The 21538-nt window shown below is 68.3% G+C and carries 22 protein-coding genes; 19 read left to right on the top strand and 3 right to left on the bottom strand.

Annotated features, from left to right (window positions below; genetic code table 11):
• The first annotated feature begins 19 nt into the window (after window positions 1-19).
• From AC1DSC_RS31850 to AC1DSC_RS31840, 3 genes are all read left to right on the top strand, one after another.
• Window positions 20-1033, top strand: a complete 1014-nt coding sequence (locus tag AC1DSC_RS31850; protein WP_012746392.1) for an AAA family ATPase — start codon at window positions 20-22, stop codon at window positions 1031-1033.
• 108 nt (window positions 1034-1141) lie between these two features.
• Complete coding sequence (locus AC1DSC_RS31845; RefSeq protein WP_012746391.1) at window positions 1142-2131, top strand: DUF58 domain-containing protein; 990 nt, start codon at window positions 1142-1144, stop codon at window positions 2129-2131.
• Window positions 2128-3165, top strand: coding sequence for a VWA domain-containing protein (locus AC1DSC_RS31840; RefSeq protein ID WP_012746390.1), 1038 nt, complete (start codon window positions 2128-2130; stop codon window positions 3163-3165). The genes AC1DSC_RS31845 and AC1DSC_RS31840 overlap by 4 nt, the downstream gene beginning before the upstream one ends.
• Here AC1DSC_RS31840 and AC1DSC_RS31835 read toward each other — a convergent pair.
• Both AC1DSC_RS31835 and AC1DSC_RS31830 read right to left on the bottom strand, forming a co-directional pair.
• Complete coding sequence (locus AC1DSC_RS31835) at window positions 3149-3784, bottom strand: TetR/AcrR family transcriptional regulator (RefSeq protein ID WP_012746389.1); 636 nt, start codon at window positions 3782-3784, stop codon at window positions 3149-3151. The two genes, AC1DSC_RS31840 and AC1DSC_RS31835, sit on opposite strands and share 17 nt — an antisense overlap.
• A 64-nt stretch (window positions 3785-3848) precedes the next feature.
• Window positions 3849-4451, bottom strand: coding sequence for a phenylacetic acid degradation protein PaaY (locus AC1DSC_RS31830; protein WP_012746388.1), 603 nt, complete (start codon window positions 4449-4451; stop codon window positions 3849-3851).
• A 127-nt stretch (window positions 4452-4578) separates the two neighbouring features.
• Here AC1DSC_RS31830 and AC1DSC_RS31825 point away from each other — a divergent pair, with 127 nt between their 5' ends.
• The 16 genes from AC1DSC_RS31825 (at window position 4579) to AC1DSC_RS31750 (ending at window position 20581) form a co-directional block, all read left to right on the top strand.
• Complete coding sequence (locus AC1DSC_RS31825) at window positions 4579-5382, top strand: enoyl-CoA hydratase-related protein (RefSeq protein ID WP_012746387.1); 804 nt, start codon at window positions 4579-4581, stop codon at window positions 5380-5382.
• Window positions 5383-5745: 363 nt separating this feature from the next.
• Window positions 5746-6189: a hydroxyphenylacetyl-CoA thioesterase PaaI gene (paaI, locus tag AC1DSC_RS31820; RefSeq protein ID WP_012746386.1), complete on the top strand. Its 444-nt coding sequence runs from the start codon at window positions 5746-5748 to the stop codon at window positions 6187-6189.
• A gap of 14 nt (window positions 6190-6203) precedes the next feature.
• Window positions 6204-7514 carry a phenylacetate--CoA ligase PaaK gene (gene paaK, locus AC1DSC_RS31815; RefSeq protein WP_012746385.1) on the top strand — a complete coding sequence of 437 codons (1311 nt, stop codon included), beginning with the start codon at window positions 6204-6206 and terminating at the stop codon, window positions 7512-7514.
• A 41-nt stretch (window positions 7515-7555) separates the two neighbouring features.
• Window positions 7556-8569: a 1,2-phenylacetyl-CoA epoxidase subunit PaaA gene (paaA, locus tag AC1DSC_RS31810; protein WP_012746384.1), complete on the top strand. Its 1014-nt coding sequence runs from the start codon at window positions 7556-7558 to the stop codon at window positions 8567-8569.
• Entirely contained in the window at window positions 8566-8862 is a 297-nt protein-coding gene (gene paaB / locus AC1DSC_RS31805; RefSeq protein WP_012746383.1) for a 1,2-phenylacetyl-CoA epoxidase subunit PaaB, read from the top strand. Before paaA ends, paaB begins: the two co-directional genes overlap by 4 nt.
• An 8-nt stretch (window positions 8863-8870) precedes the next feature.
• Window positions 8871-9650, top strand: a complete 780-nt coding sequence (paaC, locus tag AC1DSC_RS31800) for a 1,2-phenylacetyl-CoA epoxidase subunit PaaC (protein ID WP_012746382.1) — start codon at window positions 8871-8873, stop codon at window positions 9648-9650.
• Window positions 9647-10177 (top strand): 1,2-phenylacetyl-CoA epoxidase subunit PaaD, encoded by a 531-nt coding sequence (gene paaD, locus AC1DSC_RS31795; protein WP_012746381.1) that lies wholly within the window; start codon window positions 9647-9649, stop codon window positions 10175-10177. The genes paaC and paaD overlap by 4 nt, the downstream gene beginning before the upstream one ends.
• 3 nt (window positions 10178-10180) lie before the next feature.
• Window positions 10181-11275, top strand: coding sequence for a 1,2-phenylacetyl-CoA epoxidase subunit PaaE (gene paaE / locus AC1DSC_RS31790; RefSeq protein ID WP_012746380.1), 1095 nt, complete (start codon window positions 10181-10183; stop codon window positions 11273-11275).
• 37 nt (window positions 11276-11312) lie between these two features.
• A complete protein-coding gene (locus AC1DSC_RS31785; RefSeq protein WP_012746379.1) occupies window positions 11313-12461 on the top strand; it encodes an ABC transporter substrate-binding protein in 1149 nt (382 codons plus the stop codon).
• 97 nt (window positions 12462-12558) lie between these two features.
• Complete coding sequence (locus AC1DSC_RS31780; protein ID WP_012746378.1) at window positions 12559-13587, top strand: branched-chain amino acid ABC transporter permease; 1029 nt, start codon at window positions 12559-12561, stop codon at window positions 13585-13587.
• Window positions 13584-15479: a branched-chain amino acid ABC transporter ATP-binding protein/permease gene (locus AC1DSC_RS31775; protein ID WP_012746377.1), complete on the top strand. Its 1896-nt coding sequence runs from the start codon at window positions 13584-13586 to the stop codon at window positions 15477-15479. The genes AC1DSC_RS31780 and AC1DSC_RS31775 overlap by 4 nt, the downstream gene beginning before the upstream one ends.
• Window positions 15476-16207, top strand: coding sequence for an ABC transporter ATP-binding protein (locus AC1DSC_RS31770; RefSeq protein WP_062362996.1), 732 nt, complete (start codon window positions 15476-15478; stop codon window positions 16205-16207). Before AC1DSC_RS31775 ends, AC1DSC_RS31770 begins: the two co-directional genes overlap by 4 nt.
• A gap of 154 nt (window positions 16208-16361) precedes the next feature.
• Window positions 16362-18422: a phenylacetic acid degradation bifunctional protein PaaZ gene (paaZ, locus tag AC1DSC_RS31765; RefSeq protein ID WP_062362999.1), complete on the top strand. Its 2061-nt coding sequence runs from the start codon at window positions 16362-16364 to the stop codon at window positions 18420-18422.
• The gene (locus tag AC1DSC_RS31760) at window positions 18422-19180 is read left to right on the top strand and encodes an SDR family NAD(P)-dependent oxidoreductase (protein ID WP_018906485.1); all 759 of its coding nucleotides are present in this window, start codon (window positions 18422-18424) and stop codon (window positions 19178-19180) included. The genes paaZ and AC1DSC_RS31760 overlap by 1 nt, the downstream gene beginning before the upstream one ends.
• A gap of 30 nt (window positions 19181-19210) precedes the next feature.
• Window positions 19211-19771 carry a methyltransferase family protein gene (locus tag AC1DSC_RS31755; RefSeq protein ID WP_062363001.1) on the top strand — a complete coding sequence of 187 codons (561 nt, stop codon included), beginning with the start codon at window positions 19211-19213 and terminating at the stop codon, window positions 19769-19771.
• A gap of 6 nt (window positions 19772-19777) precedes the next feature.
• Window positions 19778-20581, top strand: a complete 804-nt coding sequence (locus AC1DSC_RS31750) for a CPBP family intramembrane glutamic endopeptidase (RefSeq protein WP_062363004.1) — start codon at window positions 19778-19780, stop codon at window positions 20579-20581.
• Between the two features lie 27 nt (window positions 20582-20608).
• Here the strand turns inward: AC1DSC_RS31750 and AC1DSC_RS31745 are convergent, their stop codons facing one another.
• The gene (locus AC1DSC_RS31745; RefSeq protein WP_012746371.1) at window positions 20609-21256 is read right to left on the bottom strand and encodes a flavin reductase family protein; all 648 of its coding nucleotides are present in this window, start codon (window positions 21254-21256) and stop codon (window positions 20609-20611) included.
• Window positions 21257-21538: the final 282 nt, after the last annotated feature.

Here is a 21538-nt window from a genome sequence, read left to right as displayed (position 1 = left end):
GTTTACCGAGAGGCCCCGCATGAGCACAGAGAACCCCTTTTCCACCTCTCCCGCCACGGCCGAGCTGATGGAGCAGATCCTCTACGAGGTCAAGCGCGTGGTGGTGGGCCAGGACCGCTTCCTGGAGCGCGTGATGGTGGCCATGCTCGCGGGCGGGCACCTGCTGGTCGAGGGCGTGCCGGGCCTTGCGAAGACGCTCACCATCAAGACGCTGGCCGACACCGTGCGCGGACAGTTCAAGCGCATCCAGTTCACGCCCGACCTCGTGCCGGCCGACCTGGTGGGCACGCGCATCTACAACCAGAAGACCGGCGAGTTCAGCACCTCGCTGGGCCCGGTGTTCGCCAACCTGCTTCTGGCCGACGAAATCAACCGCGCGCCGGCCAAGGTGCAGAGCGCGCTGCTCGAAGTGATGCAGGAGCGCCAGGTCACCATTGCCGGCGAGACGCACAAGGTGCCGCGCCCCTTCCTGGTGATGGCCACGCAGAACCCCATCGAAACCGAGGGTACCTATCCGCTGCCCGAGGCGCAGGTCGACCGCTTCATGATGAAGGTGCTGGTCGACTACCCGAGCGACGAGGAAGAGTTCGTCATCGTCCAGCGCGTGATCGGCTCGCTGGTCGAGGTCAATCCGGTGGCGACCACCGAGCAGCTCGCCACCCTGCAGGCCGAGGCGCGGCGCGTGTACGTCGATCCCTCGCTCATCCAGTACGCGGTCAAGCTGGTGTCGGCCACGCGCACGCCCGACAAGCACGGCCTGAAGGACATGCGCCGCTTCATCACCTTCGGCGCGAGCCCGCGCGCGAGCATCAGCCTGACCGAAGGCGCACGCGCACTCGCGCTGCTGCGCGGCCGCAGCTACGCCCTGCCCGAGGACATGACCGCGCTGGTGCCCGACGTGCTGCGCCACCGCGTGACGCTTTCCTACGAAGGCTTGTCCGAAGGCCTCACACCCGACGGCCTGGTCGAGAAGATCATGAAGGCCGTTCCCGCTCCTCCCAAACCGCTCGAACATGAAAAGCTGGTGGCCTGAAATGACCCACCCCCGTCCCTCGCTCACTTCGTGTAGCTCGACTCCCCCCTCAAGGGGGCAACACCGGCGGCCCGGCAAAGCCGGTTCCGCGGTGTTCCCCGGCTTCCTATGAAAAGCTGGTGGCGTAAGGCCCCTGCGGCCGCGAACGACGAACGGCTCATCGCCGAGGCCGGTGGAACGGAACGCGCGCTGCGCCGGCTCGAATGGACCGTGATCCGCCGCCTCGATGGCCTGCTGCAGGGCGACTACCGCACGCTGATGCGCGGCACCGGGCTCGACCTGGCCGACCTGCGCGAATACCAGCACCACGACGACGTGCGCCACATCGACTGGAACGTCACCGCCCGCCTGCAGACGCCGCATGTGCGCGTCTTCACCGAAGACCGCGAGATGGCGGCCTGGTTCGTGCTCGACCTGAGCCGCTCGGTCGACTTCGGCTCCGGCCTCAAGGCCAAGCGCGAAATCTCCGCCGGCTTCGTCGGCGTGCTCGCGCGCCTGCTCACGCGCCACGGCAACCGGGTGGGCGCACTGGTCTACGGCACCGACCTCGAGGCGGTGATTCCGCCGCGCAGCGGCCGCCGCCACGTGCTGCACCTGCTGCATGCGATGGAGCGCCGCGCCGGCAAGGCCGAGGCCGCGCCCGCGCAAAAAGGCATGACGCGCCTGGCCGACCTGCTGAAATCGGCCGCCACGCTGATGCCGCGCCGCTCCACCGTGTTCGTGGTGTCCGACTTCCTGAGCGAGCCCGGCTGGGAACGCCCGCTCGGCCAGCTGGTGCAGCGGCATGAAGTCATTGCCGTGCGCCTGTTCGACCCGCTCGAACTCGAGCTGCCCGACCTCGGCCTGGTGCCGCTGCGCGACGCGGAAACCGGCGAGCAGCTCTGGGTCGACACGCACGACGCCGGCTTCCGCAAGCGCTTCGCGCGGCTGGCCGCCGAGCGCGAGGCCACGCTGCGCGCCTCGCTATCGAAAGCGGGTGTCGACGCACTGGAGCTTTCGACCAGCGACGACCTGGTGGAAGCCATCGTTCGTTTCGCCGACCTGCGCAAGCGCCGCATGCGCATCGGCCCGGGCAGCATGAAGGCGGTGGCAGCATGACATTTCTCTGGCCTCAATTCCTCTGGTTGCTGGCGGCCCTGCCGCTGCTGGTGTTGCTCTACATCTGGCTGATCCGCCGCAAGAAGAAGCTCGCGATGCGCTATGCGAGCCTGTCGATCGTGCGCGAGGCCATGGGCGCCGGCCAGAGCGTGCGCCGGCACATTCCGCCGTTCCTGTTCCTGCTGGCCATGGCCGCGATGCTGGTGGCCGCCGCGCGCCCGATGGCGGTGGTGATGCTGCCGTCGAACCAGCAGACCATCATCCTGGCGATGGACGTGTCGGGCAGCATGCGCGCGGCCGACGTGCTGCCCAACCGGCTGGTCGCGGCGCAAGAGGCGGCCAAGAGCTTCATCAAGGACCTGCCGCGCCATGTCAAGGTGGGCATCGTGGCCTTCGCGGGCAGCGCGCAGGTGGCGCAGCTGCCCACCACCAACCACGACGACCTGATCACCGCGATCGACAGCTTCCAGCTGCAGCGCGCCACCGCCACGGGCAATGCGATCGTGGTGTCGCTCGCCACCTTGTTCCCCGATGCAGGCATCGACGTCTCGCAATTCAGCGCGCCCAGCCGCCAGCGCGGCACGCCGATCGACCAGGCGGAAAAGCAGGCCAAGGAGTTCACACCGGTGGCGCCGGGCTCCTACACCTCGGCCGCCGTCATCATGCTGACCGACGGCCAGCGCACCACCGGCGTCGATCCGCTCGATGCCGCCAAGGCCGCAGCCGACCGCGGCGTGCGCATCTACACGGTGGGCGTGGGCACGGTCGATGGCGAGACCATCGGCTTCGAGGGCTGGTCGATGCGCGTGCGGCTCGACGAGGAAACGCTCAAGGCCGTGGCCAACAAGACGCAGGCCGAATACTTCTACGCCGGCACCGCCGCCGACCTGAAGAAGGTCTACGAAACGCTGAGCTCGCGGCTCACGGTCGAGAAGAAGGAAACCGAGATCTCGGCGCTCTTTGCGCTGGGCGCAGCCATCCTCACGCTGGCGTCGGCGGGGCTCTCACTGCTCTGGTTCAACCGGATTCTTTGACGGAATCCAGCTGGGGTGCTGGCGGCGACTTCACCGCGCCGATGCCGCCCAGGAACAGGTCGGCCACGATCGGCGCAATGGACGCATGGTCGAGCCGGCCGCCGGGCTTCATCCAGGTGAACATCCAGTTGATCATGCCGAACAGCAGCATGGTCAGCGGCTTGGCGAGGTCGTCGCTCGGCGCGCCCGGCCGCAAGGCCGACACGGCACGCGCAAACCCCGCCACCACTTCGCGCTCCTGGTTCAGCACGCGCTCGCGGTCTTCTTCTTCCAGAAAGCGCACGTCGTCGGTCAGCACGCGGTGGGCGTCCTGTGCGCCGGCGTATTCCTCGACGATGCGGTAGATGAAGCGGCGCAGGCGCTCCTCGTCAGTGTGAGTCGAGGCCTCTTCCTCGGCCACCAGCGCGGCGAGCTTGGACACATGCGTCTCGGCGATGCTGATCAGGAGGCTGCTCTTGTCCTTGTAGTAGTGGTAGAGCGTGGCCTTCGAGAGATTGCAGGCCTCGGCCACCTGGTTCATCGAGGTGGCGGGATAGCCGCGGCGCGCGAACAGCTGGGCGGCCTGCGCAAGGATGAACTCGCGCTGGTCGTCATAGGTGGCGGATCTTCCACGCGGCATCGGGTCTTCTTTCTTCCTTGATTGATTGGCAGTTGTTGCGGGCAACCCGCGATCTTGCACGAAGCTAGCCGCGCCGCGTCGCGATCAGCGAGCGCACCTCGGTGGCGGGCAGGCGCGGGCGGCCGGGTTCCGTCTGCTGCAGCGGCGCGACCTCGCGCAGGCTGGCCAGGCTGCGCACGGTGAGCGCCTGGTAGGTCTGCGTGCCTTCGAGCTTCCAGGCGATTTCTTCCTCGCTCAGCATCTTCTTCACCTTGGCCGGAATGCCCGCCACCAGCGAGCGCGCCGGCACCTTCATGCCGGCCGGCACGAAGGCGCAGGCCGCCACGATGGCCTGCTCGCCGATCTCGGCCTCGTCCATCACCACCGCATTCATGCCCACCAGCGCATCGCGCCGCACGATGCAGCTGTGCAGGATCGCGCCGTGGCCGATGTGGCCGTTGACCTCGACCACCGTGTCCTGGTCCGGAAAACCGTGGATGCAGCAGTGGTCCTGCACGTTGGAGCCCTCCTGCAGCACGATGCGGCCGAAATCGCCGCGCAGGCTGGCGCAGGGGCCGACATAGCAGCCGGGCCCGACGATCACGTCGCCGATCAGCACGGCGCTGGGGTGCACATAAGCCGTCGGGTCGACGACGGGAATCACGCCGTCGATGGAGTAGCTGGGCATTCGATCGGTCTCCTTTGTTGCGGGCTCAGGGTTTGCCCTGAAGCCACCCGCTTGTGCTGGCATCGAGCTCGATCTTAAAATCTACCGGACGGTCGGTCAATAGTGTTTAAGGATCAGAGACAAGCCCATGCCAGAACCTTTAGTTCTCACCAGCGATGCCGGTGCCGTTCGCACGCTGAGCCTCAATCGCCCCGCGGCGCTCAACAGCTTCACGACCGAAATGCATGGCGAACTGATGGCGGCGCTGGACCTTGCGGCCGGCGATCCGCAGGTGCGCTGCCTGCTGCTCACGGGTGCGGGCCGCGCCTTCTGCGCCGGGCAGGACCTGGCCGATCCCTCGGTCGCGCCCGACCCCGCGCCCGGTGCCGCGCCCAAGGACCTGGGCCACGTCATCTCCGCTTACTACGCCCCGCTCGTCGCGCGCCTGCGCTCGATGCCGGTGCCCGTGGTCGCCGCCGTCAACGGCGTGGCCGCCGGCGCGGGCGCCAACATCGCGCTGTGCTGCGACCTTGTCGTGGCCGGCCGCTCGGCCAGCTTCATCCAGGCCTTCACCAGGATCGGCCTCGTGCCCGACACCGGCGGCACCTGGCTGCTGCCGCGGCTCGTGGGCTCGGCGCGCGCGCTGGGCATGGCGATGCTGGGCGACAAGCTGCCGGCCGAGGAGGCCGCGCGCATCGGCCTGATCTGGCAGTGCGTGGACGACGCGGCACTGCCCGAAACGGCCGCCGCGCTCGCCTCGAAGCTGGCCACCATGCCGACCCGCGCCCTGGTCGCCACGCGCCAGGCCATGGCGGCGGCACAGGGCCTGGACCTCGATGCAGCGCTGGCCGAAGAAGCGCGCATCCAACGCGAGATGGGCAATGGTGGCGACTACCGCGAGGGCGTCGAGGCCTTCCGCGCCAAGCGCGCGCCAGTGTTCAAGGACCGCTGAGATGAAGCCTTGTTTTTCTATTCATCGCGGCGAGGGTCATTCAGGGCGCTGCCGTTCGGGGCGCGCTCCCGCCGACGGGGTACCTTGCTCCGCGAATGTCCTCCGGCCTGCGGCCTCCCCCTTGATTTCGCTGCGCAAGGCACCCCATCAGCGGAAGCGTTATGCGGAGCAGTCGTTGATCGGCCAGCACCACGGCAGCGCCCATCGTGCACAGGGCATCGGGTGCTCCCCGCAGCGAAATAAAGGAGGAGGCGAAGCCGGGGGACATTCGCGGAGGGGAGTACCCGGTGGCCTGTGCACGCGCCCCGAACAACAGCGCCCCGAAGCCCCGGAGACAAAGCCCGGCACAAGCGGAACCCAAGAATGACCGACACCACCCGCACCCCCCAGCAAACCGCCGAGTACGTCCGCGACGGCATGTTCGCGAACGACAACGCCTCCAAGGGCCTCGGCATGCGCATCGTCGAGGTCGGCCCTGGCCAGGCCACCCTCGAGATGCGCGTGCGCACCGACATGCTCAATGGCCACGCCATCTGCCACGGCGGCTTCATGGCCACGCTGGCTGATTCCACCTTTGCCTTCGCCTGCAACTCGTACAACGAGCTCACGGTGGCCTCGGGCTTCTCGATCGACTTCATCGCACCGGCACGCGAAGGCGACGTGCTCACCGCACGCTGCTTCGAAGTGTCGAAGGCCGGCCGCACCGGCGTGTACGACACCGAGATCACCAACCAGCGCGGCGAGCGCGTCGCCATGTTCCGCGGCCGTTCCTACACCGCCAAGGGCCGCCCCGCCGTTGCCGCCTGAGGAGACACAAGCCCATGACAGCCAGACACCCTGCCCCCGGCGAGCTCGAGCCCATCGAAACCGCGAGCCGCGACGAGATCACCGCGCTGCAGATCCAGCGCCTGCGCGCCACGCTGCAGCGCGCCTACGACCACGTGCCGCACTACCGCCGGGCCTTCGATGCCAAGGGCGTGCACCCTCATGACCTGAAGTCGCTCGCCGACCTCTCGAAGTTTCCGTTCACGGTGAAGACCGACCTGCGCGACAACTACCCCTTCGGCATGTTCGCCGTGCCGCGCGCGCAGGTGGCGCGCATCCATGCCTCGTCGGGCACCACCGGCAAGCCGACCGTGGTCGGCTACACGCTGAAGGACATCGACACCTGGGCCGACCTGGTCGCGCGCTCCATCCGCGCCGCGGGTGGCCGTGCCGGCGACATGGTGCACGTGTCGTACGGCTACGGCCTCTTCACCGGCGGCCTTGGCGCGCACTACGGCGCCGAGCGCGCGGGCTGCACCGTCATCCCGATGTCGGGCGGCCAGACCGAGAAGCAGGTGCAACTCATTCAGGACTTCAAGCCCGACATCATCATGGTCACGCCCAGCTACATGCAGGTGATCATCGAGCAGTTCGAGCGCCAGGGCCTCGATGCCAAGGACAGCTCGCTCCGGATCGGCATCTTCGGCGCCGAGCCGTGGACCGAGGCCATGCGCCGCGACATCGAAGCCAAGGCCGGCCTCGATGCGGTCGACATCTACGGCCTGTCCGAAGTGATGGGCCCGGGCGTGGCCAGCGAATGCGTCGAGAGCAAGGATGGCCCCGTGATCTGGGAAGACCACTTCTATCCCGAGATCATCGACCCCGACACCGGCGAGCTCAAGGCCGACGGCGAGGAAGGCGAGCTGGTCTTCACCTCGCTCAGCAAGGAGGCCATGCCGATCGTGCGCTACCGCACGCGCGACCTCACGCGCCTGTTGCCGCCCACCTCGCGTTCGTTCCGCCGCATGGGCAAGATCGTCGGGCGCAGCGACGACATGATGATCATCCGCGGCGTCAACGTCTTTCCCACGCAGGTCGAAGAGATCGTGCTCGCGCACAGCGCGCTCACCGGCCTGTACCAGGTGCGCGTGAGCCGCGAAGGCCTGCTCGACCAGGTCGAGGTGCACTGCGAACTCACACCGCACGAGGCCGCCGCGGCCGACCGCAACGCCATCTCCGACTGGGTGCAGCACCGCGTGAAGACGCTCATCGGCATCTCCACCCGCGTGGTCGTGCACGGCCCCGACGAAATGGAACGCACGCAGACCGGCAAGGCCCGCCGCGTGATCGACACGCGCCCGCGCTGAGCCGCCCGCGCGCCCACACACCGCACAGAAAGGACACGCACATGTACACCCAGGCAATGGACACCATGGGCAAGGACGCAGGCGACGGCAAGCAGAAGAAAGCCGTGCGCTCCGCCGAGGAAATGCGGCTCGAGGAGCGCTTCGACGCGCACATCGATGCCGGCGACTTCATCGAGGCGAAGGACTGGATGCCCGAGCACTACCGCAAGACGCTGGTGCGCCAGATCAGCCAGCATGCGCATTCGGAGATCGTCGGCATGCTGCCCGAAGGCAACTGGATCGGCCGCGCGCCCACGCTCAAGCGCAAGGCCATCCTGCTGGCCAAGGTGCAGGACGAAGGCGGCCACGGGCTGTACCTGTACGCGGCCGCCGAAACGCTGGGCACCTCGCGCGACCAGATGTTCGACGCGCTGCACAGCGGTAAGGCCAAGTACAGCTCGATCTTCAACTACCCCACGCTCACCTGGGCCGACATGGGCACCATCGGCTGGCTGGTCGATGGCGCGGCCATCATGAACCAGGTGCCGATCTGCCGCTGCTCCTACGCACCGTATGCGCGCGCCATGATCCGCATCTGCCGCGAGGAGAGCTTCCACCAGCGCCAGGGCTACGAAGCCCTGCTGACGATGATGACGCACGGCACCGCGGCGCAGAAGGCGATGGTGCAGGACGCGGTCAACCGCTGGTGGTGGCCCTCGGTCATGATGTTCGGCCCGCCGGACGACCAGTCGCCCAACAGCGCGCAGTCGATGCGCTGGGGCATCAAGCGCTTCAGCAATGACGAGCTGCGCCAGAAGTTCATCGACGCCGCCGTCGAGCAGGCGCGCATCCTCGGCGTGACCCTGCCCGACCCCGACCTCAAGTGGAACGAAGAGCGCCAGGCGCACGACTTCGGCGCCATCGACTGGAGCGAGTTCTGGCGCGTGATCGGCGGCGACGGTCCCTGCAACCGCGAACGCCTGCAGGCCCGCGTCGATGCCTGGGAAGAAGGCGCGTGGGTGCGCGAAGCCGCGATGGCCTACGCCAACAAGCAACCGATGAAGGAGGCCGCATGAGCGCCGATATCCAGCAAGAGTGGCCCTTGTGGGAAGTGTTCGTGCGCAGCAAGGCCGGTCTCGACCACAAGCATTGCGGCAGCCTGCACGCGGCCGATCCGAAGATGGCGATCCAGATGGCGCGCGACGTCTACACGCGCCGCCAGGAAGGCAGCAGCATCTGGGTGGTGCGCTCGGACCAGATCGTGGCGAGCGACCCGGGGGACAAGGACATGTTCTTCGATCCGGCGGAGGACAAGGTGTACCGGCATCCGACCTTCTACAAGTTGCCCAAGTCCGTGGACCACATGTGAGCGGCGCCATGCAAGCATCCATAGAACTGAACCGCACCCCCGCCGTGCAATACCTGCTGCGCATAGGCGACACCTGCCTCGTGCTCGCGCAGCGCCTCGGCGAATGGTGCGGCCATGCGCCCGTGCTGGAAGAAGACATCGCGATGGCCAACATCGCGCTCGACCTCGTCGGCCAGGCCCGCGCACTGCTCACGCACGCCGGCAAGCTCGAAGGCGAAGGCCGCGAACATGACGAAGACCAGCTCGCCTACCTGCGCGACGAGCGCGACTACTTCAACCTCACGCTGGTCGAGCTGCCGCGCGGCGACTTTGCCTTTGCCGTGGTGCGTAACACCATGGTCGCCACGCTGCTCAAGCTGCTGTGGCAACGCCTTGCCGCATCGAGCGATGCCGAAGTGGCCGCCATCGCCGGCAAGGCCGTGAAGGAAGCGCGCTACCACCAGCAGCATTCCGGCGACTGGGTCGTGCGGCTCGGCGACGGCACCGACGAATCGCGCCGCCGCACGGAAAAGGCGCTGAAGCAGCTCTGGCTCTACATGCCCGAGCTGTTCGAGAGCGATGCGGTCGATGCGCAAGCCAGCGCAAGCGGCCTCGGCCCCGCATGGAGCGAACTGCACGAGCCGTGGCTTGCCGAGATGCAGCAGGTGCTCGACGCCGCCGGGCTCGCCATGCCGCAGGAGACTGCCTTCCGCAGCACCGGCAAGCAGGGCGTGCACAGCGAGCACATGGGCTACATCCTGGCCGAGATGCAGCACCTGCAGCGCAGCTATCCCGGAGGCGTGTGGTGAGCACCGCCATTGCATCGCGCATCGACGCGGCCTGGGCCGTGCTGCACACCGTGCTCGACCCCGAGGTGCCGGCCGTGTCGGTCTGCGACCTGGGCATCGTGCGCGAGGTGATCGAACATGAGGACGGGCTGGAGATCGTGCTCACGCCGACCTACTCGGGCTGCCCTGCGACCGAGGCCATCGAGCACGACGTGCTGGCCGCCATCGAAAAGGCGGGCCTCGGCCGCGCACGCGCCACGCTGCGCCGCGCGCCCGCCTGGAGCAGCGACTGGATCAGCGAAGAAGGCCGCGCCAGGCTCAAGGCCTACGGCATCGCGCCGCCGGCCCACCTCACGCCCGAAGCTGCAGCCGGCACCGCCATGCCCATCCGCCTCTTCGGCCGCATCGCCGGCGGCGAACGCATTGCCTGCCCGCGCTGCGCGAGCGAGCGCACCGAACGCCTCTCCGCCTTCGGCTCCACCGCATGCAAGGCGCTCTACCGCTGCCTCGCCTGCCGCGAACCCTTCGAACACTTCAAGCCGATCTGAGCGATGAGCACCCTCTTCCACCCCCTGCGCGTGAAGGCCGTCGAACCCGACACCTCGGAGGCCGTCATCGTCTCCTTCGAAGTGCCGCCCGAGCTGCAGCAAGTCTTCGGCTTCACGCAGGGCCAGTACCTCACGCTGCGGCGCGACATCGACGGGCAGGACCTTCGCCGCTCGTATTCGATCTGCGCCGGCCTGGACGACGGCGAGCTGCGCGTGGGCGTGCGCAAGGTGCAAGGCGGCGTGTTCTCCAACTGGATCAACGCGCACCTGCAGCCCGGCGACACGGTGCAGGTGATGGCGCCGCAGGGCCGCTTCTTCGTGCCGATCGAGCCGGGCTCCGCACGGCACCACGTCGGCATTGCGGGCGGCAGCGGCATCACGCCCATTCTCTCGATCATGAAGACCGTGCTGGCGCGCGAGCCGCTGAGCCGCTTCACGCTGATCTACGGCAACCGGCAGCTGCAGTCCACGATGTTCAAGGAAGAGATCGAGGACCTGAAGAACCGCTACATGACGCGGCTCGCGCTGCAGCTGGTGTTCTCCGACGAGCAGACCGATTCGCCGCTCGGCCGCGGCGTGATGAACCGCGAGAAGATCGGCGAATTCCTGAACACGCTGGTGCCGGCGGCCGGCATCGACCACGCCTACATCTGCGGCCCGTTCCAGATGAACGACGAGGCCGAGGCCGCGCTGCTGGCCGCGGGCGTGCCCGAGGAGCGCATCCACATCGAGCGCTTCGGCGTCGCGCTGCCTTCGGCCGCGTCAGCGGGCCAGGTGGGTGCGGTGGTGCACGAAGCGCTGCCCGGCGATGCCAAGCAGGCGCGCATCACCATCGTGCGCGACGGGCTGCAGCGCGAGATCACTTTCACCGAAGGGCAGCCGAGCATCCTCGATGCGGCGTCGGCCGCCGGGCTCGAAGTGCCGTTCTCCTGCACCTCCGGCGTGTGCGGCACCTGCCGCGCGAAGCTGGTGGAGGGGGAAGTCCGCATGGAAAGAAACTTTGCGCTCGACAAGAATGAAGTAGCCGCGGGATTCGTGCTGACCTGCCAGGCCCACCCTCTCACAGAACGCGTCACCTTGTCCTTCGACGAGCGTTGACGCCACAACGATTTTTCAACCCGGAGACAAGTCCAAAATGAAATTCTTCTTCAAGCCCCTGCTGATCGCCGCGCTGTGCGCCACCGCCGCCGCGGCCTGGGCCGACGTCAATGTGGGCGTGACGCTGTCGGCCACCGGCCCGGCCGCCTCGCTCGGCATTCCCGAGAAGAACACCATTGCGCTGATGCCCAAGACCATCGGCGGCCAGAAGATCAACTACATCGTGCTGGACGACGCCTCCGACACCACGGCCGCGGTGGCCAACACGCGCAAGCTCATCGCCGAGAACAAGGTCGACATCGTGCTGGGCTCGACCACCACGCCCAACTCGCTCGCGATGATCGACGTGGTGAGCGAAGCCAAGACGCCGATGATCTCGATTGCCGCGTCGGCCCGCATCGTCGAGCCCATGGATGCCAAGAAGCAGTGGGTCTTCAAGACGCCGCAGAACGACATCATGATGTCGCTCGCCATTGCCGAGCACATGGCCGCGAGCGGCGTGAAGACGGTGGCCTTCATCGGCTTTTCCGATGCGTACGGCGAGGGCTGGTCGCAGGAATTCGCCAAAGCGGCGGAGCTGAAGAAGCTCAAGATCGTGGCCAACGAGCGCTATGCGCGCACCGACACCTCGGTGACCGGCCAGGCGCTGAAGATCATGGCCGCCAAGGCCGACGCGGTGCTGGTCGCGGGCTCGGGCACGCCGGCCGCGCTGCCGCAGAAGACGCTCAAGGAGCGCGGCTACACCGGCAAGATGTACCAGACGCACGGCGTGGCCAATGCCGACTTCCTGCGCGTCGGCGGCAAGGACGTGGAAGGCACCTTCCTGCCTGCCGGCCCGGTGCTGGTGGCCGAGCAGCTGCCCGCGAGCCATCCGGTGAAGAAATCGGCCATGGCCTACGTCACCGCCTACGAGGCCGCGAACGGCAAGAACTCGGTGTCGACCTTCGGCGCGCACGCCTGGGACGCGGGCCTCTTGATGACCTCGGCCGTGCCGGTGGCGCTCAAGAAGGCGCAGCCCGGCACGCCCGAATTCCGCGCCGCGCTGCGCGATGCGCTCGAGCAGGTCAAGGAAGTGTCGGGCGCGCACGGCGTGTTCAACATGACCGCCAACGATCATCTGGGTCTCGACCAGCGTGCCCGGGTCATGGTCAAGATCGAGAACGGCGCCTGGAAATACCAACCCTGATCGCAGGTCTTGCTCCCTCCCCTCCCGGGGGAGGGTCGGGGTGGGGGCTCGCGCCGGACACTGATTCGACACACGGGCAAGGCCCGAAGGTTTTTCTATGGATCTGCAGATCGCCCTGCTTCTGGGGCAGGACGGCATCGTGAACGGCGCCGTCTACGGATTGATGGCGCTCGCGCTGGTGCTGGTGTTCTCGGTCACGCGCGTCATCTTCATTCCCCAGGGCGAGTTCGTCGCCTTCGGGGCGCTCTCGATGGCGGTGCTGCAGGCCGGCCGCGTGCCGGCCACGCTGTGGCTGCTGCTCGCGCTGGCGGCGATGGTGCTGGTGGTCGAGTTCTGGCGCTGGAAGCGCGGCGCGGTGGTCGACTGGGCCTCCGCGCTCGCATGGTGCGTGGTGCTGCCGCTGGCCGCGGCCGCGCTGGTGCTGCTGCTCAAGCCCACGTCGATGGCGGGCCAGGCGCTCGCCACGCTGCTGCTCATCATGCCGCTCGGGCCGCTGCTCTATCGCCTGGCCTACCGGCCACTGGCCAGCGCCAACGTGCTGATGCTGCTGATCGTTTCCGTCGCGCTGCATGGCGTGCTGGTGGGCCTGGGCCTCCTGTTCTTCGGTGCCGAGGGCTATCGCACCACGGCGTTCTCCGAGGAGCGCTTCGACATCGGCGGCATCCCGGTCGGCGGGCAGTCGCTGGTGGTGGTCGGCGTCACGCTGCTGCTGGTGCTTGCGATGTTCCTGTTCTTCGGCCGCTCGATGATCGGCAAGGCGCTGCGCGCCACCGCCATCAACCGCGTGGGCGCGCGGCTGTCGGGCATTCCGACGGAGCTCTCGGGCGACCTGAGCTTTGCGCTTGCGGCGCTCATCGGCGCGGTTTCGGGCCTGCTGATTGCGCCGCTCACCACGGTGTACTACGACACCGGCTTCCTGATCGGGCTGAAAGGCTTCGTCGCCGCCATCGTGGGCGGGCTGGCGAGCTATCCGCTGGCGCTCGCGGGCGCGCTGCTGGTCGGGCAGCTCGAGGCCTTTGCCTCGTTCTGGGCCAGTCCGTTCAAGGAGGTGCTGGTCTTCACGCTGATCATTCCGGTGCTGTGGTGGCGTTCGCTGCACAGCCACCATGTGGAGGACGAGGAATGAACAACACCCCGTCCAGCACCACTGCAACCGCCGCCGCACCGGCCGGCCGCGCGCTGGTCACGCCCCGGCAGCTGACGCTCGCCTGCGTGGCGGCGCTGGCCCTCGCCTGGGGCTTCCTGCCGGAGTTCACGGTCTCGGTCCTCAGCAACATCGGGCTCTATGCGCTGGTCGCGGCCGGGCTGGTGATGCTCACCGGCGTGGGCGGCATGACCTCCTTCGGCCAAGCCGCATTCGTCGGCATGGGTGCCTACGCCACCGCGTGGATCTGCACCTCGCCCATGGCCGCCGCATGGCTGGGCGGCGCCGTGGGCCCCGCGCTGCTGCCGTGGGCCGGGCTGATGCTCGGCCTCGCCTTCACCTTTGCGCTGGCCTGGGCGCTGGGCGCGGTCACGCTCAAGCTGCAGGGCCACTACCTGCCGCTGTGCACCATCGCCTGGGGCCTGAGCCTGTACTACCTGCTCGGCAACATGGACTTCCTCGGCGGGCAGACGGGCATCACCGGCGTGCCGCCATTGGTGATTGCCGGCTACTCGCTGGCCACGCCGCGCGCGCTGGGCGTGGTGATCTGGGCCGTGCTGCTGCTCGCGCTGTGGGCCATGCACAACCTGCTCGACTCGCGCGAAGGCCGGGCCATCCGCGCGCTCAAGGGCGGCCGGCTGATGGCCGAGTCGATGGGTGTGGACACCGCCCGCCACCGCGTGAAGCTGTTCGTGCTGGCTGCGCTGCTGGCGGCCGTCTCGGGCTGGCTCTATGCGCACCTGCAGCGCTTCGTGAATCCGACGCCCTTCAACCTGAACATCGGCATCGAGCTGCTGTTCATGGCGGTGGTGGGCGGCGCGGGCCACCTGTGGGGTGCGGTGCTGGGCGCCGCGCTCATCACGCTGCTGAAGGAAAAGCTGCAGGACGTGCTGCCATCGCTGCTGGGCAGCAGCGGAAACTTCGAAGTGATCGTGTTCGGCCTGCTCATGCTGTTCGTGCTGCAGCGCTTCGCGGACGGCCTGTGGCCCACGCTCGCGCGCATCGCCAGCCGCTGGGTGCGCCCACATGCCCCGGCCGCGAGCCCTACCGCGCCGGCCGTGCAGCTCGCGCACCGCAACCTGCCCGCCCGGGGCGAGGTGCTGCTGCAGGCCACCAAGGTCAGCAAGCGCTTCGGCGGCCTGGTGGCCAATAACGACATCTCGATGACGCTGAAGGCCGGCGAGATCCATGCGCTGATCGGACCGAACGGCGCGGGCAAGAGCACCTTCTTCAACATGGTCTCGGGCGTGGACGATCCGAGCGCCGGCGAAGTGCGGCTCGCGGGCCAGGCGATGACGGCCAGGCCCTCGCGCGTGTTCGCCGCGCTGGGCCTGGGCCGCACCTTCCAGCATGTGCGCCTGCTCGGTGCGCGCAGCGTGGCCGAGAACGTGGCGCTCGGCGCCCACCTGCGCGCCAGGCGCGGATGGCTCGCCGCGATGCTGCGGCTGGATCGCGCCGAGGAAGCCGCGCTGATGGCCGAGGCGCGCCGCCAGATCGAACGCTGTGGCCTCGGCGCGCATGCCGACACGCCGGCCGCATCGCTCTCGCTGGGCCAGCAGCGCGTGGTCGAGATTGCACGCGCGCTGGCCGGCCAGCCTTCGGTGCTGCTGCTCGACGAGCCCGCAGCGGGCCTGCGCCACCTGGAGAAGCGCGCGCTTTCGGTGTTGCTGGACCAGCTGCGCGCCGAAGGCCTGGGCATCCTCGTGGTGGAGCACGACATGGAATTCGTGATGAACCTGGCCGACCGCATCACGGTGCTCGAATTCGGCACCGTGATCGCCACCGGAACGCCGGCCGAAGTGCAGGCCAATCCGCGCGTGCTCGAAGCCTACCTGGGCGGTGCCGACGACGAACTGCTGGAGGACGCACGATGAGCACGCCCATCCTTCAACTCGACGGCTTCTGCGTCGCCTACCGCAGCGTCGAGGCGGTGCACAGCGTGCGCCTGCATGTGAACGAAGGCGAGATCGTCACCGTGATCGGCCCCAACGGCGCGGGCAAGACCACGCTGCTGTGCGCGGCGATGGGGCTCCTGCCTTCCACCGGCGCGCTCATGCTGCACGGCGAGCGCATCGCGCGCCCGAGCGTCGAGACCATGGTGGCGCGCGGCGTGGCGCTGGTGCCCGAGCGGCGCGAGCTGTTCGGCGAGATGTCGGTCGAGGACAACCTGCTGCTCGGCGGCTTCTACCAGTGGCGCAAGGGCAAGCGCGACCAGCGTGCGCGCATGGATGAAGTGTTCGAGATCTTCCCGCGGCTGCGCGAACGCAAGCCGCAGCTGGCTTCGACGCTCTCGGGCGGCGAGCGCCAGATGCTGGCCATCGGCCGCGCGCTGATGGCGCGCCCGCGGCTGCTGATGCTCGACGAACCCTCGCTGGGCCTGGCGCCGCTGGTGGTGCGCGAAGTGCTGCGCGTGGTCTCGCAACTGCGAAGCCATGGCGTCTCGGTGCTGCTGGTGGAGCAGAACGCACGCGCCGCCCTGCAGGTGGCCGACCGGGCCTATGTGCTCGAGATGGGCGCCGTCGCGCTCGAAGGCCATGCACGCGAATTGATGCACGACCAGAGAATCATCGACACCTACCTGGGCATCGGAAAGAAGGAATGACTCCGGATTTTCTCCCTCCCCTTCCGGGGGAGGGTTGGGGTGGGGGCAAGCGGCGCCTGACAGAGCACTGCGCCGAACGAACGCCACTTGCCCCCATCCCTACCTTCCCCCGGAAGGGGAAGGAGCAATACCAAGACAGCGAAAGGACATCCGCATGACCACCCTTCAAAGCTACATCGCCGGCCGCTGGATCGGCCAGCAGGGCGCGCAGCAGCTGCGCAGCGCCGTCAACGGCCAGCCCGTGGCCAGCACGCATGCCGAGGCCATCGACTTTGCCGAAGCGCTCGCCCACGCGCGCCGCGTCGGCCTGCCCGCGCTGATGGCGCTCGACTTCCAGCAGCGCTCCGAGCGGCTGAAGGCACTGGCCAAGCACCTGGCCGCCCACAAGGAAACGCTCTACGCGATCTCGGCCCACACGGGCGCCACGCGCACCGACAGCTGGATCGACATCGAAGGCGGCGCCGGCACGCTCGCTGCCTATGCCGGCATCGGCAGCAACGAGCTGCCCTCGGGCAACCTGGTGCATGAAGGCCCGGCCTTTGCGCTCGGCAAGAAGGGCGGCTTTGCGGGCACGCACATCCTGGTGCCGCGCGGCGGCGTGGCGGTGCACATCAACGCCTTCAACTTTCCGGTGTGGGGGCTGCTCGAGAAATTCGCGCCCAGCTTTCTCGCGGGCATGCCCTGCATCGGCAAGCCGGCCACGGCCACCAGCTACCTCACCGAGGCGCTGGTGCGGCTCATCGTGCAGTCGGGCATCCTGCCCGAAGGCAGCCTGCAACTCGTGATCGGCGGCACGGGCGACCTGCTCGACCGGCTCGAAGGGGCCGACGTGGTCACCTTCACCGGCTCGGCCGACACCGCCGCCAGGCTGCGCGTGCATCCGAACCTGGTGCGCCACTCGATCCCGTTCAACGCCGAGGCCGACTCGCTCAACTGCGCGATCCTCGCGCCCGACGTGACGCCGGGCGACGAGGAGTTCGACCTGTTCGTGAAGGAAGTGGCGCGCGAAATGACCGTCAAGGCCGGCCAGAAGTGCACCGCGATCCGCCGCGCGATCGTGCCGCGCCAGCACCTCGATGCGGTGGCCGAACGCCTTCGCGCGCGGCTGGCCAAGACCGTCATCGGCGATCCCTCGCGCGAAGAGGTGCGCATGGGCGCTCTTGCCTCGCACGCGCAGCAGGCCGACGTGGCCGAGCGCGTCGCCACGCTGCTGCAGGGCGCCGAGCTGGTGTACGGCGAGCGCGACGGCTTCTCGCCGGTGGGTGACGGCGTGGCCGATGGCGCCTTCTTCGCGCCGACGCTGCTCCTGAGCCGGAGGCCCCTCGAACACGATGCCGCGCACGATGTCGAAGCCTTCGGCCCCGTCAGCACGCTGATGCCTTATGACAGTGCTGACGGCATCGACGAAGCCCTGGCGCTGGCCGCGCGCGGGCGCGGCAGCCTGGTCGGCACGCTGGTCACGCGCGACCCGGCCATCGCGGCCAGGGCCATTCCGGTGGCCGCCGCATGGCATGGCCGCCTGCTGGTGCTCGACCGCGAGGCCGCGGCCGAATCAACCGGCCACGGCTCGCCGCTGCCGCAGCTCAAGCATGGCGGCCCGGGCCGCGCGGGCGGCGGCGAAGAGCTCGGCGGCCTGCGCGCGGTGAAGCACTACCTGCAGCGCGCCGCGGTGCAGGGCTCGCCCACCATGCTGGCCGCGATCACCGGCGAACACGTGCGCGGCGCGGCCGTGCGCGAGAGCGAGGTGCACCCGTTCCGCCGCCACTTCGAGGACCTGCGCATCGGCGACTCGCTGCTCACGCACCGCCGCACCGTCGGCGAGGCCGACATCGTGGCCTTCGGCGGCATCTCGGGCGACTATTTCTACATGCATTTCGACGAGGTGGCGGCCAGGGAGTCGCCGTTCGGCAAGCGCATCGCGCACGGCTACTTCGTGCTGTCGGCCGCGGCGGGCCTGTTCGTGTCGCCCGCGCCGGGCCCGGTGCTTGCCAACTACGGCCTCGACACGCTGCGCTTCGTGAAGCCCGTGGGCATCGGCGACACCATCCGCGCACGCCTCACTTGCAAGCGCAAGATCGACCGCAACAGGAAGGACGCGAGCGGCCAGGGACAGGGCGTGGTGGCCTGGGACGTGGAGGTGACGAACCAGGACGGCGAGCTGGTCGCGAGCTACGATATCCTGACCCTCGTCTCCAAGAAACCAGAAACCACCTGATGTTCGATCTCACAGGAAAAGCAGCGCTCGTCACCGGCGGCAACGGCGGCATCGGCCTGGGCATGGCCCAGGGGCTGGCCAAGGCCGGCGCCCGCGTCGTCATTGCCGCGCGCAACATGCAGAAGTCGGCCGCCGCGGTCGAGGCGCTCCGGGCCCTGGGCAGCGACAGCTTCGCGCTCGAAGTCGACGTGGCCGACGAAGCCTCGGTGCAGAAGGCGGTCGACGAAGCAGCCGCGCGCTGCGGCCGCCTCGACATCCTCGTCAACAACGCCGGCACCACCGTGCGCAAGCCCGTCGACCAGCTCGCGCTGGACGAATGGCGCCTGGTGCTGGACACCAACCTGACCAGCGCCTTTCTCTGCAGCCGCGCTGCGCATCCGCACCTGAAGGCGGCCGGCGGCGGCAAGATCATCAACATCGGCTCGATGATGTCGATCTTCGGCGCACCCTACGCACCCGCTTATGCCGCGAGCAAGGCGGGCATCGTGCAGCTCACCAAGTCGACCGCGCTTTCGTGGGCGGCCGACAACATCCAGGTCAATGCCATCTTGCCGGGCTGGTTCGAGACCGAGCTGACCGACGGCGCCCGCAGCCAGATCCCGGGCCTCTACGACCGCGTGGTGGCCCGCGCCGCTGCCGGGCGCTGGGGCCAGCCGGCCGACATCGCCGGCACCGCGGTGTTCCTTGCGAGCGCCGCCTCCGACTACGTGACCGGCACCGCGATCCCGGTCGACGGCGGATTCTCCATTTCTGGCTGAAGCCGGGCGGCCCGTGTAAATTCGGCCGCCATGCTTGCCTGGTTCCAGATCTTTCTCTTCGTCGCCGGTACGGCCGCGCTGCTGTATGTTTCGCGCGGCCCGCTGCGCCAGCCCGGCTCGCATGGCTTCTACCGCTTCTTCGCGTGGGAATGCATGCTGGCGCTGATCATCGTGAACCTGCCGGTGTGGCATGTGGACCCGCTGTCGTTCACCCAGCTGCTGTCCTGCGTATTCCTCGCGCTGTCGATCTGGCTGCCGATCCATGCGGTGAAACTGCTCAAGGCCCACAGCAAGCCGACCGAGGCGCGCAGCGACGATCCGGCGCTCTACGGTTTCGAGAAGACCTCTTCCATTGTTTCGACCGGCGCCTTCCGCTACATCCGCCACCCGATGTACACGGCGCTCATGCTGCTGGCCTGGGGCGCCTTCCTCAAGCAGTTCACCTGGCTCACGCTGGCGCTGGTGATGGCGGCCACGGTGCTGCTGTTCCTCACGGCCCTGAGCGACGAGAAGGAATGCATTGCGCACTTCGGCGACGACTACCGCGAATACATGCGCTGCACGCGGCGCTTCATTCCGTTCGTGCTGTAACAGCCCATGCCTTCTCCTAAAAGCACGGCCTTTCCCTCTGCCACGCAGGCCGCGCTGCTGTTCCTTGCGGTGTTTCTCTGCGAATTCGCGATCGGCGCAGCGCTGCGCGATGCCAATCGCTGGCTTGGGCTGAACGGCATGCAGCTCGGCGTGCTGTCGGCGGTGCTGGGCAACGGCTGCGTGTTCGCCGTGGTGATGCACCAGCAGAAGCTCAGCTACCGCGAACTCTTCCACCAGTCGCCGGCTTCCGCCCGCGCCACCCTGATGCTGGTCGTGCCGCCCGTGCTGCTGCTCGTGCCGGGGCTGATGGTGGTGATGAGCGCCGTGCTCAACCTGCTGATTCTCATCGCGCCGCTTTCCGCCTGGGAGGAGTCGATGTTCAGCCGCATGGCCGACGGCAGCGTCGCGGCCACGCTGGCCGTGTGCCTGATGGCGCCGCTGCTCGAGGAAATGCTGTTCCGCGGCATCGTGCTGCGCGGGTTTTTGCTGCGCTATTCGCGCTGGCAGGCCATCGTGGGCTCGGCGCTGCTCTTCGGCGCCGCGCACCTGAACATCTACCAGTTCGTCGTGGGCCTGGTGATGGGCACCGTGCTCGGATGGCTCTATGAGCGCAGCCGCTCGCTCATCCCGTGCATTGCGCTGCATGCGGCCTACAACAGCGGCACGATCTTCATCGGCGACTGGCCGGATGGCAGCTCGACGGCGGACACGGCGTGGGCCTTGCTGCTCGTCTTTATCGCGGGACTGTGCGGCGTGCTCGCATTGCGCCGCATGCTGGTGGTGCCGGTCGCGCGCAACCCCGTTCCCTGAAACCGGAGCCGGCCACGCGCGGCAAGGCTAGCGGCGCACGGGCGCCAGCGGCCGCGCATCGACGGCCTCGCCATCGACGATGAAATGCCCGCCCGCCACGTGATGCAGCGTGCGCAGCTCGTCATGCCCGGTGAAGTTCCATCGGCCGTCGGCGAACACGCGCGCATCGGCCTGCGCCGCGATCACCTCGCCCAGGAATAGGTCGTAGCGCTGCTGGATCGGCGGCTCGGGCAGCAGGCGGCATTCGAGCCAGGCCGCGCAGCCTTCCAGCAGCGGCGCCTCGGTTGCAACGCCCGCAAAGGTCCGCAAGCCATAGGCCGCAAATTTGTCGTGCCCGTCGCGCTCCACGATCTCGCGGCCCGAGCTGTTGCCCAGCGCATCGGTGAGATCGAGCTGCGCCCGCGTAGGCACCTGCAGCGCGAAGCTGCCCGCACCTTCGAGCAGCACGCGCGTCCAGGTGCTCTTGTCGAGCACCACCGCCACCTTGGGCGGATCGAAATCCAGCGGCATTGCCCACGCCGCAGCCATGATGTTGCGCTGGCCGCCATGCGCGGCACTCACGAGGACGGTGGGGCCGTGGTTGAGCAGGCGGTAGGCCTTGGCGAGGGGGACCGGGCGGCGGTGGAAAGACGAAGGCTGGGCCGGGGAGTCGGAAAGCGGTGTGGAATGGGCCATGCGCCAGCATGCCACGCCTTTTGCGCGCTCGCTTGGCGCTGCTGTTCGGCTTGGCGTTGTTCGGCTTGGCGCTGTTGTTCGGGGCGCGCTCCCGCCGACGGGGTACCTTGCTCCGCGAATGTCCTCCGGCCTGCGGCCTCCCCCTTGATTTCGCTGCGCAAGGCACCCCATCAGCGGGAGCGTTATGCGGAGCGGTGGTTGATCAGCGATGCACAACGAGCGTGCCCTCGTGCACAGAGCATCGGGTGCTCCCCGCAGCGAAATCAAGGAGGAGGCCGCAGG

It is taken from the genome of Variovorax sp. 01N425 (assembly GCF_056399465.1).
Note: the sequence above shows the minus strand (reverse complement) of the source record. Positions and strands in the feature narration are given on the sequence as shown.

Coding starts and splice junctions, on each gene's coding strand:
- AC1DSC_RS31850 (WP_012746392.1), top strand. CDS start 20: ATGAGCACAGAGAACCCCTTTTCCACCTCTCCCGCCACGGCCGAGCTG.
- AC1DSC_RS31845 (WP_012746391.1), top strand. CDS start 1,142: ATGAAAAGCTGGTGGCGTAAGGCCCCTGCGGCCGCGAACGACGAACGG.
- AC1DSC_RS31840 (WP_012746390.1), top strand. CDS start 2,128: ATGACATTTCTCTGGCCTCAATTCCTCTGGTTGCTGGCGGCCCTGCCG.
- AC1DSC_RS31835 (WP_012746389.1), bottom strand. CDS start 3,784: ATGCCGCGTGGAAGATCCGCCACCTATGACGACCAGCGCGAGTTCATC.
- AC1DSC_RS31830 (WP_012746388.1), bottom strand. CDS start 4,451: ATGCCCAGCTACTCCATCGACGGCGTGATTCCCGTCGTCGACCCGACG.
- AC1DSC_RS31825 (WP_012746387.1), top strand. CDS start 4,579: ATGCCAGAACCTTTAGTTCTCACCAGCGATGCCGGTGCCGTTCGCACG.
- paaI (WP_012746386.1), top strand. CDS start 5,746: ATGACCGACACCACCCGCACCCCCCAGCAAACCGCCGAGTACGTCCGC.
- paaK (WP_012746385.1), top strand. CDS start 6,204: ATGACAGCCAGACACCCTGCCCCCGGCGAGCTCGAGCCCATCGAAACC.
- paaA (WP_012746384.1), top strand. CDS start 7,556: ATGTACACCCAGGCAATGGACACCATGGGCAAGGACGCAGGCGACGGC.
- paaB (WP_012746383.1), top strand. CDS start 8,566: ATGAGCGCCGATATCCAGCAAGAGTGGCCCTTGTGGGAAGTGTTCGTG.
- paaC (WP_012746382.1), top strand. CDS start 8,871: ATGCAAGCATCCATAGAACTGAACCGCACCCCCGCCGTGCAATACCTG.
- paaE (WP_012746380.1), top strand. CDS start 10,181: ATGAGCACCCTCTTCCACCCCCTGCGCGTGAAGGCCGTCGAACCCGAC.
- AC1DSC_RS31785 (WP_012746379.1), top strand. CDS start 11,313: ATGAAATTCTTCTTCAAGCCCCTGCTGATCGCCGCGCTGTGCGCCACC.
- AC1DSC_RS31780 (WP_012746378.1), top strand. CDS start 12,559: ATGGATCTGCAGATCGCCCTGCTTCTGGGGCAGGACGGCATCGTGAAC.
- AC1DSC_RS31775 (WP_012746377.1), top strand. CDS start 13,584: ATGAACAACACCCCGTCCAGCACCACTGCAACCGCCGCCGCACCGGCC.
- AC1DSC_RS31770 (WP_062362996.1), top strand. CDS start 15,476: ATGAGCACGCCCATCCTTCAACTCGACGGCTTCTGCGTCGCCTACCGC.
- paaZ (WP_062362999.1), top strand. CDS start 16,362: ATGACCACCCTTCAAAGCTACATCGCCGGCCGCTGGATCGGCCAGCAG.
- AC1DSC_RS31760 (WP_018906485.1), top strand. CDS start 18,422: ATGTTCGATCTCACAGGAAAAGCAGCGCTCGTCACCGGCGGCAACGGC.
- AC1DSC_RS31755 (WP_062363001.1), top strand. CDS start 19,211: ATGCTTGCCTGGTTCCAGATCTTTCTCTTCGTCGCCGGTACGGCCGCG.
- AC1DSC_RS31750 (WP_062363004.1), top strand. CDS start 19,778: ATGCCTTCTCCTAAAAGCACGGCCTTTCCCTCTGCCACGCAGGCCGCG.
- AC1DSC_RS31745 (WP_012746371.1), bottom strand. CDS start 21,256: ATGGCCCATTCCACACCGCTTTCCGACTCCCCGGCCCAGCCTTCGTCT.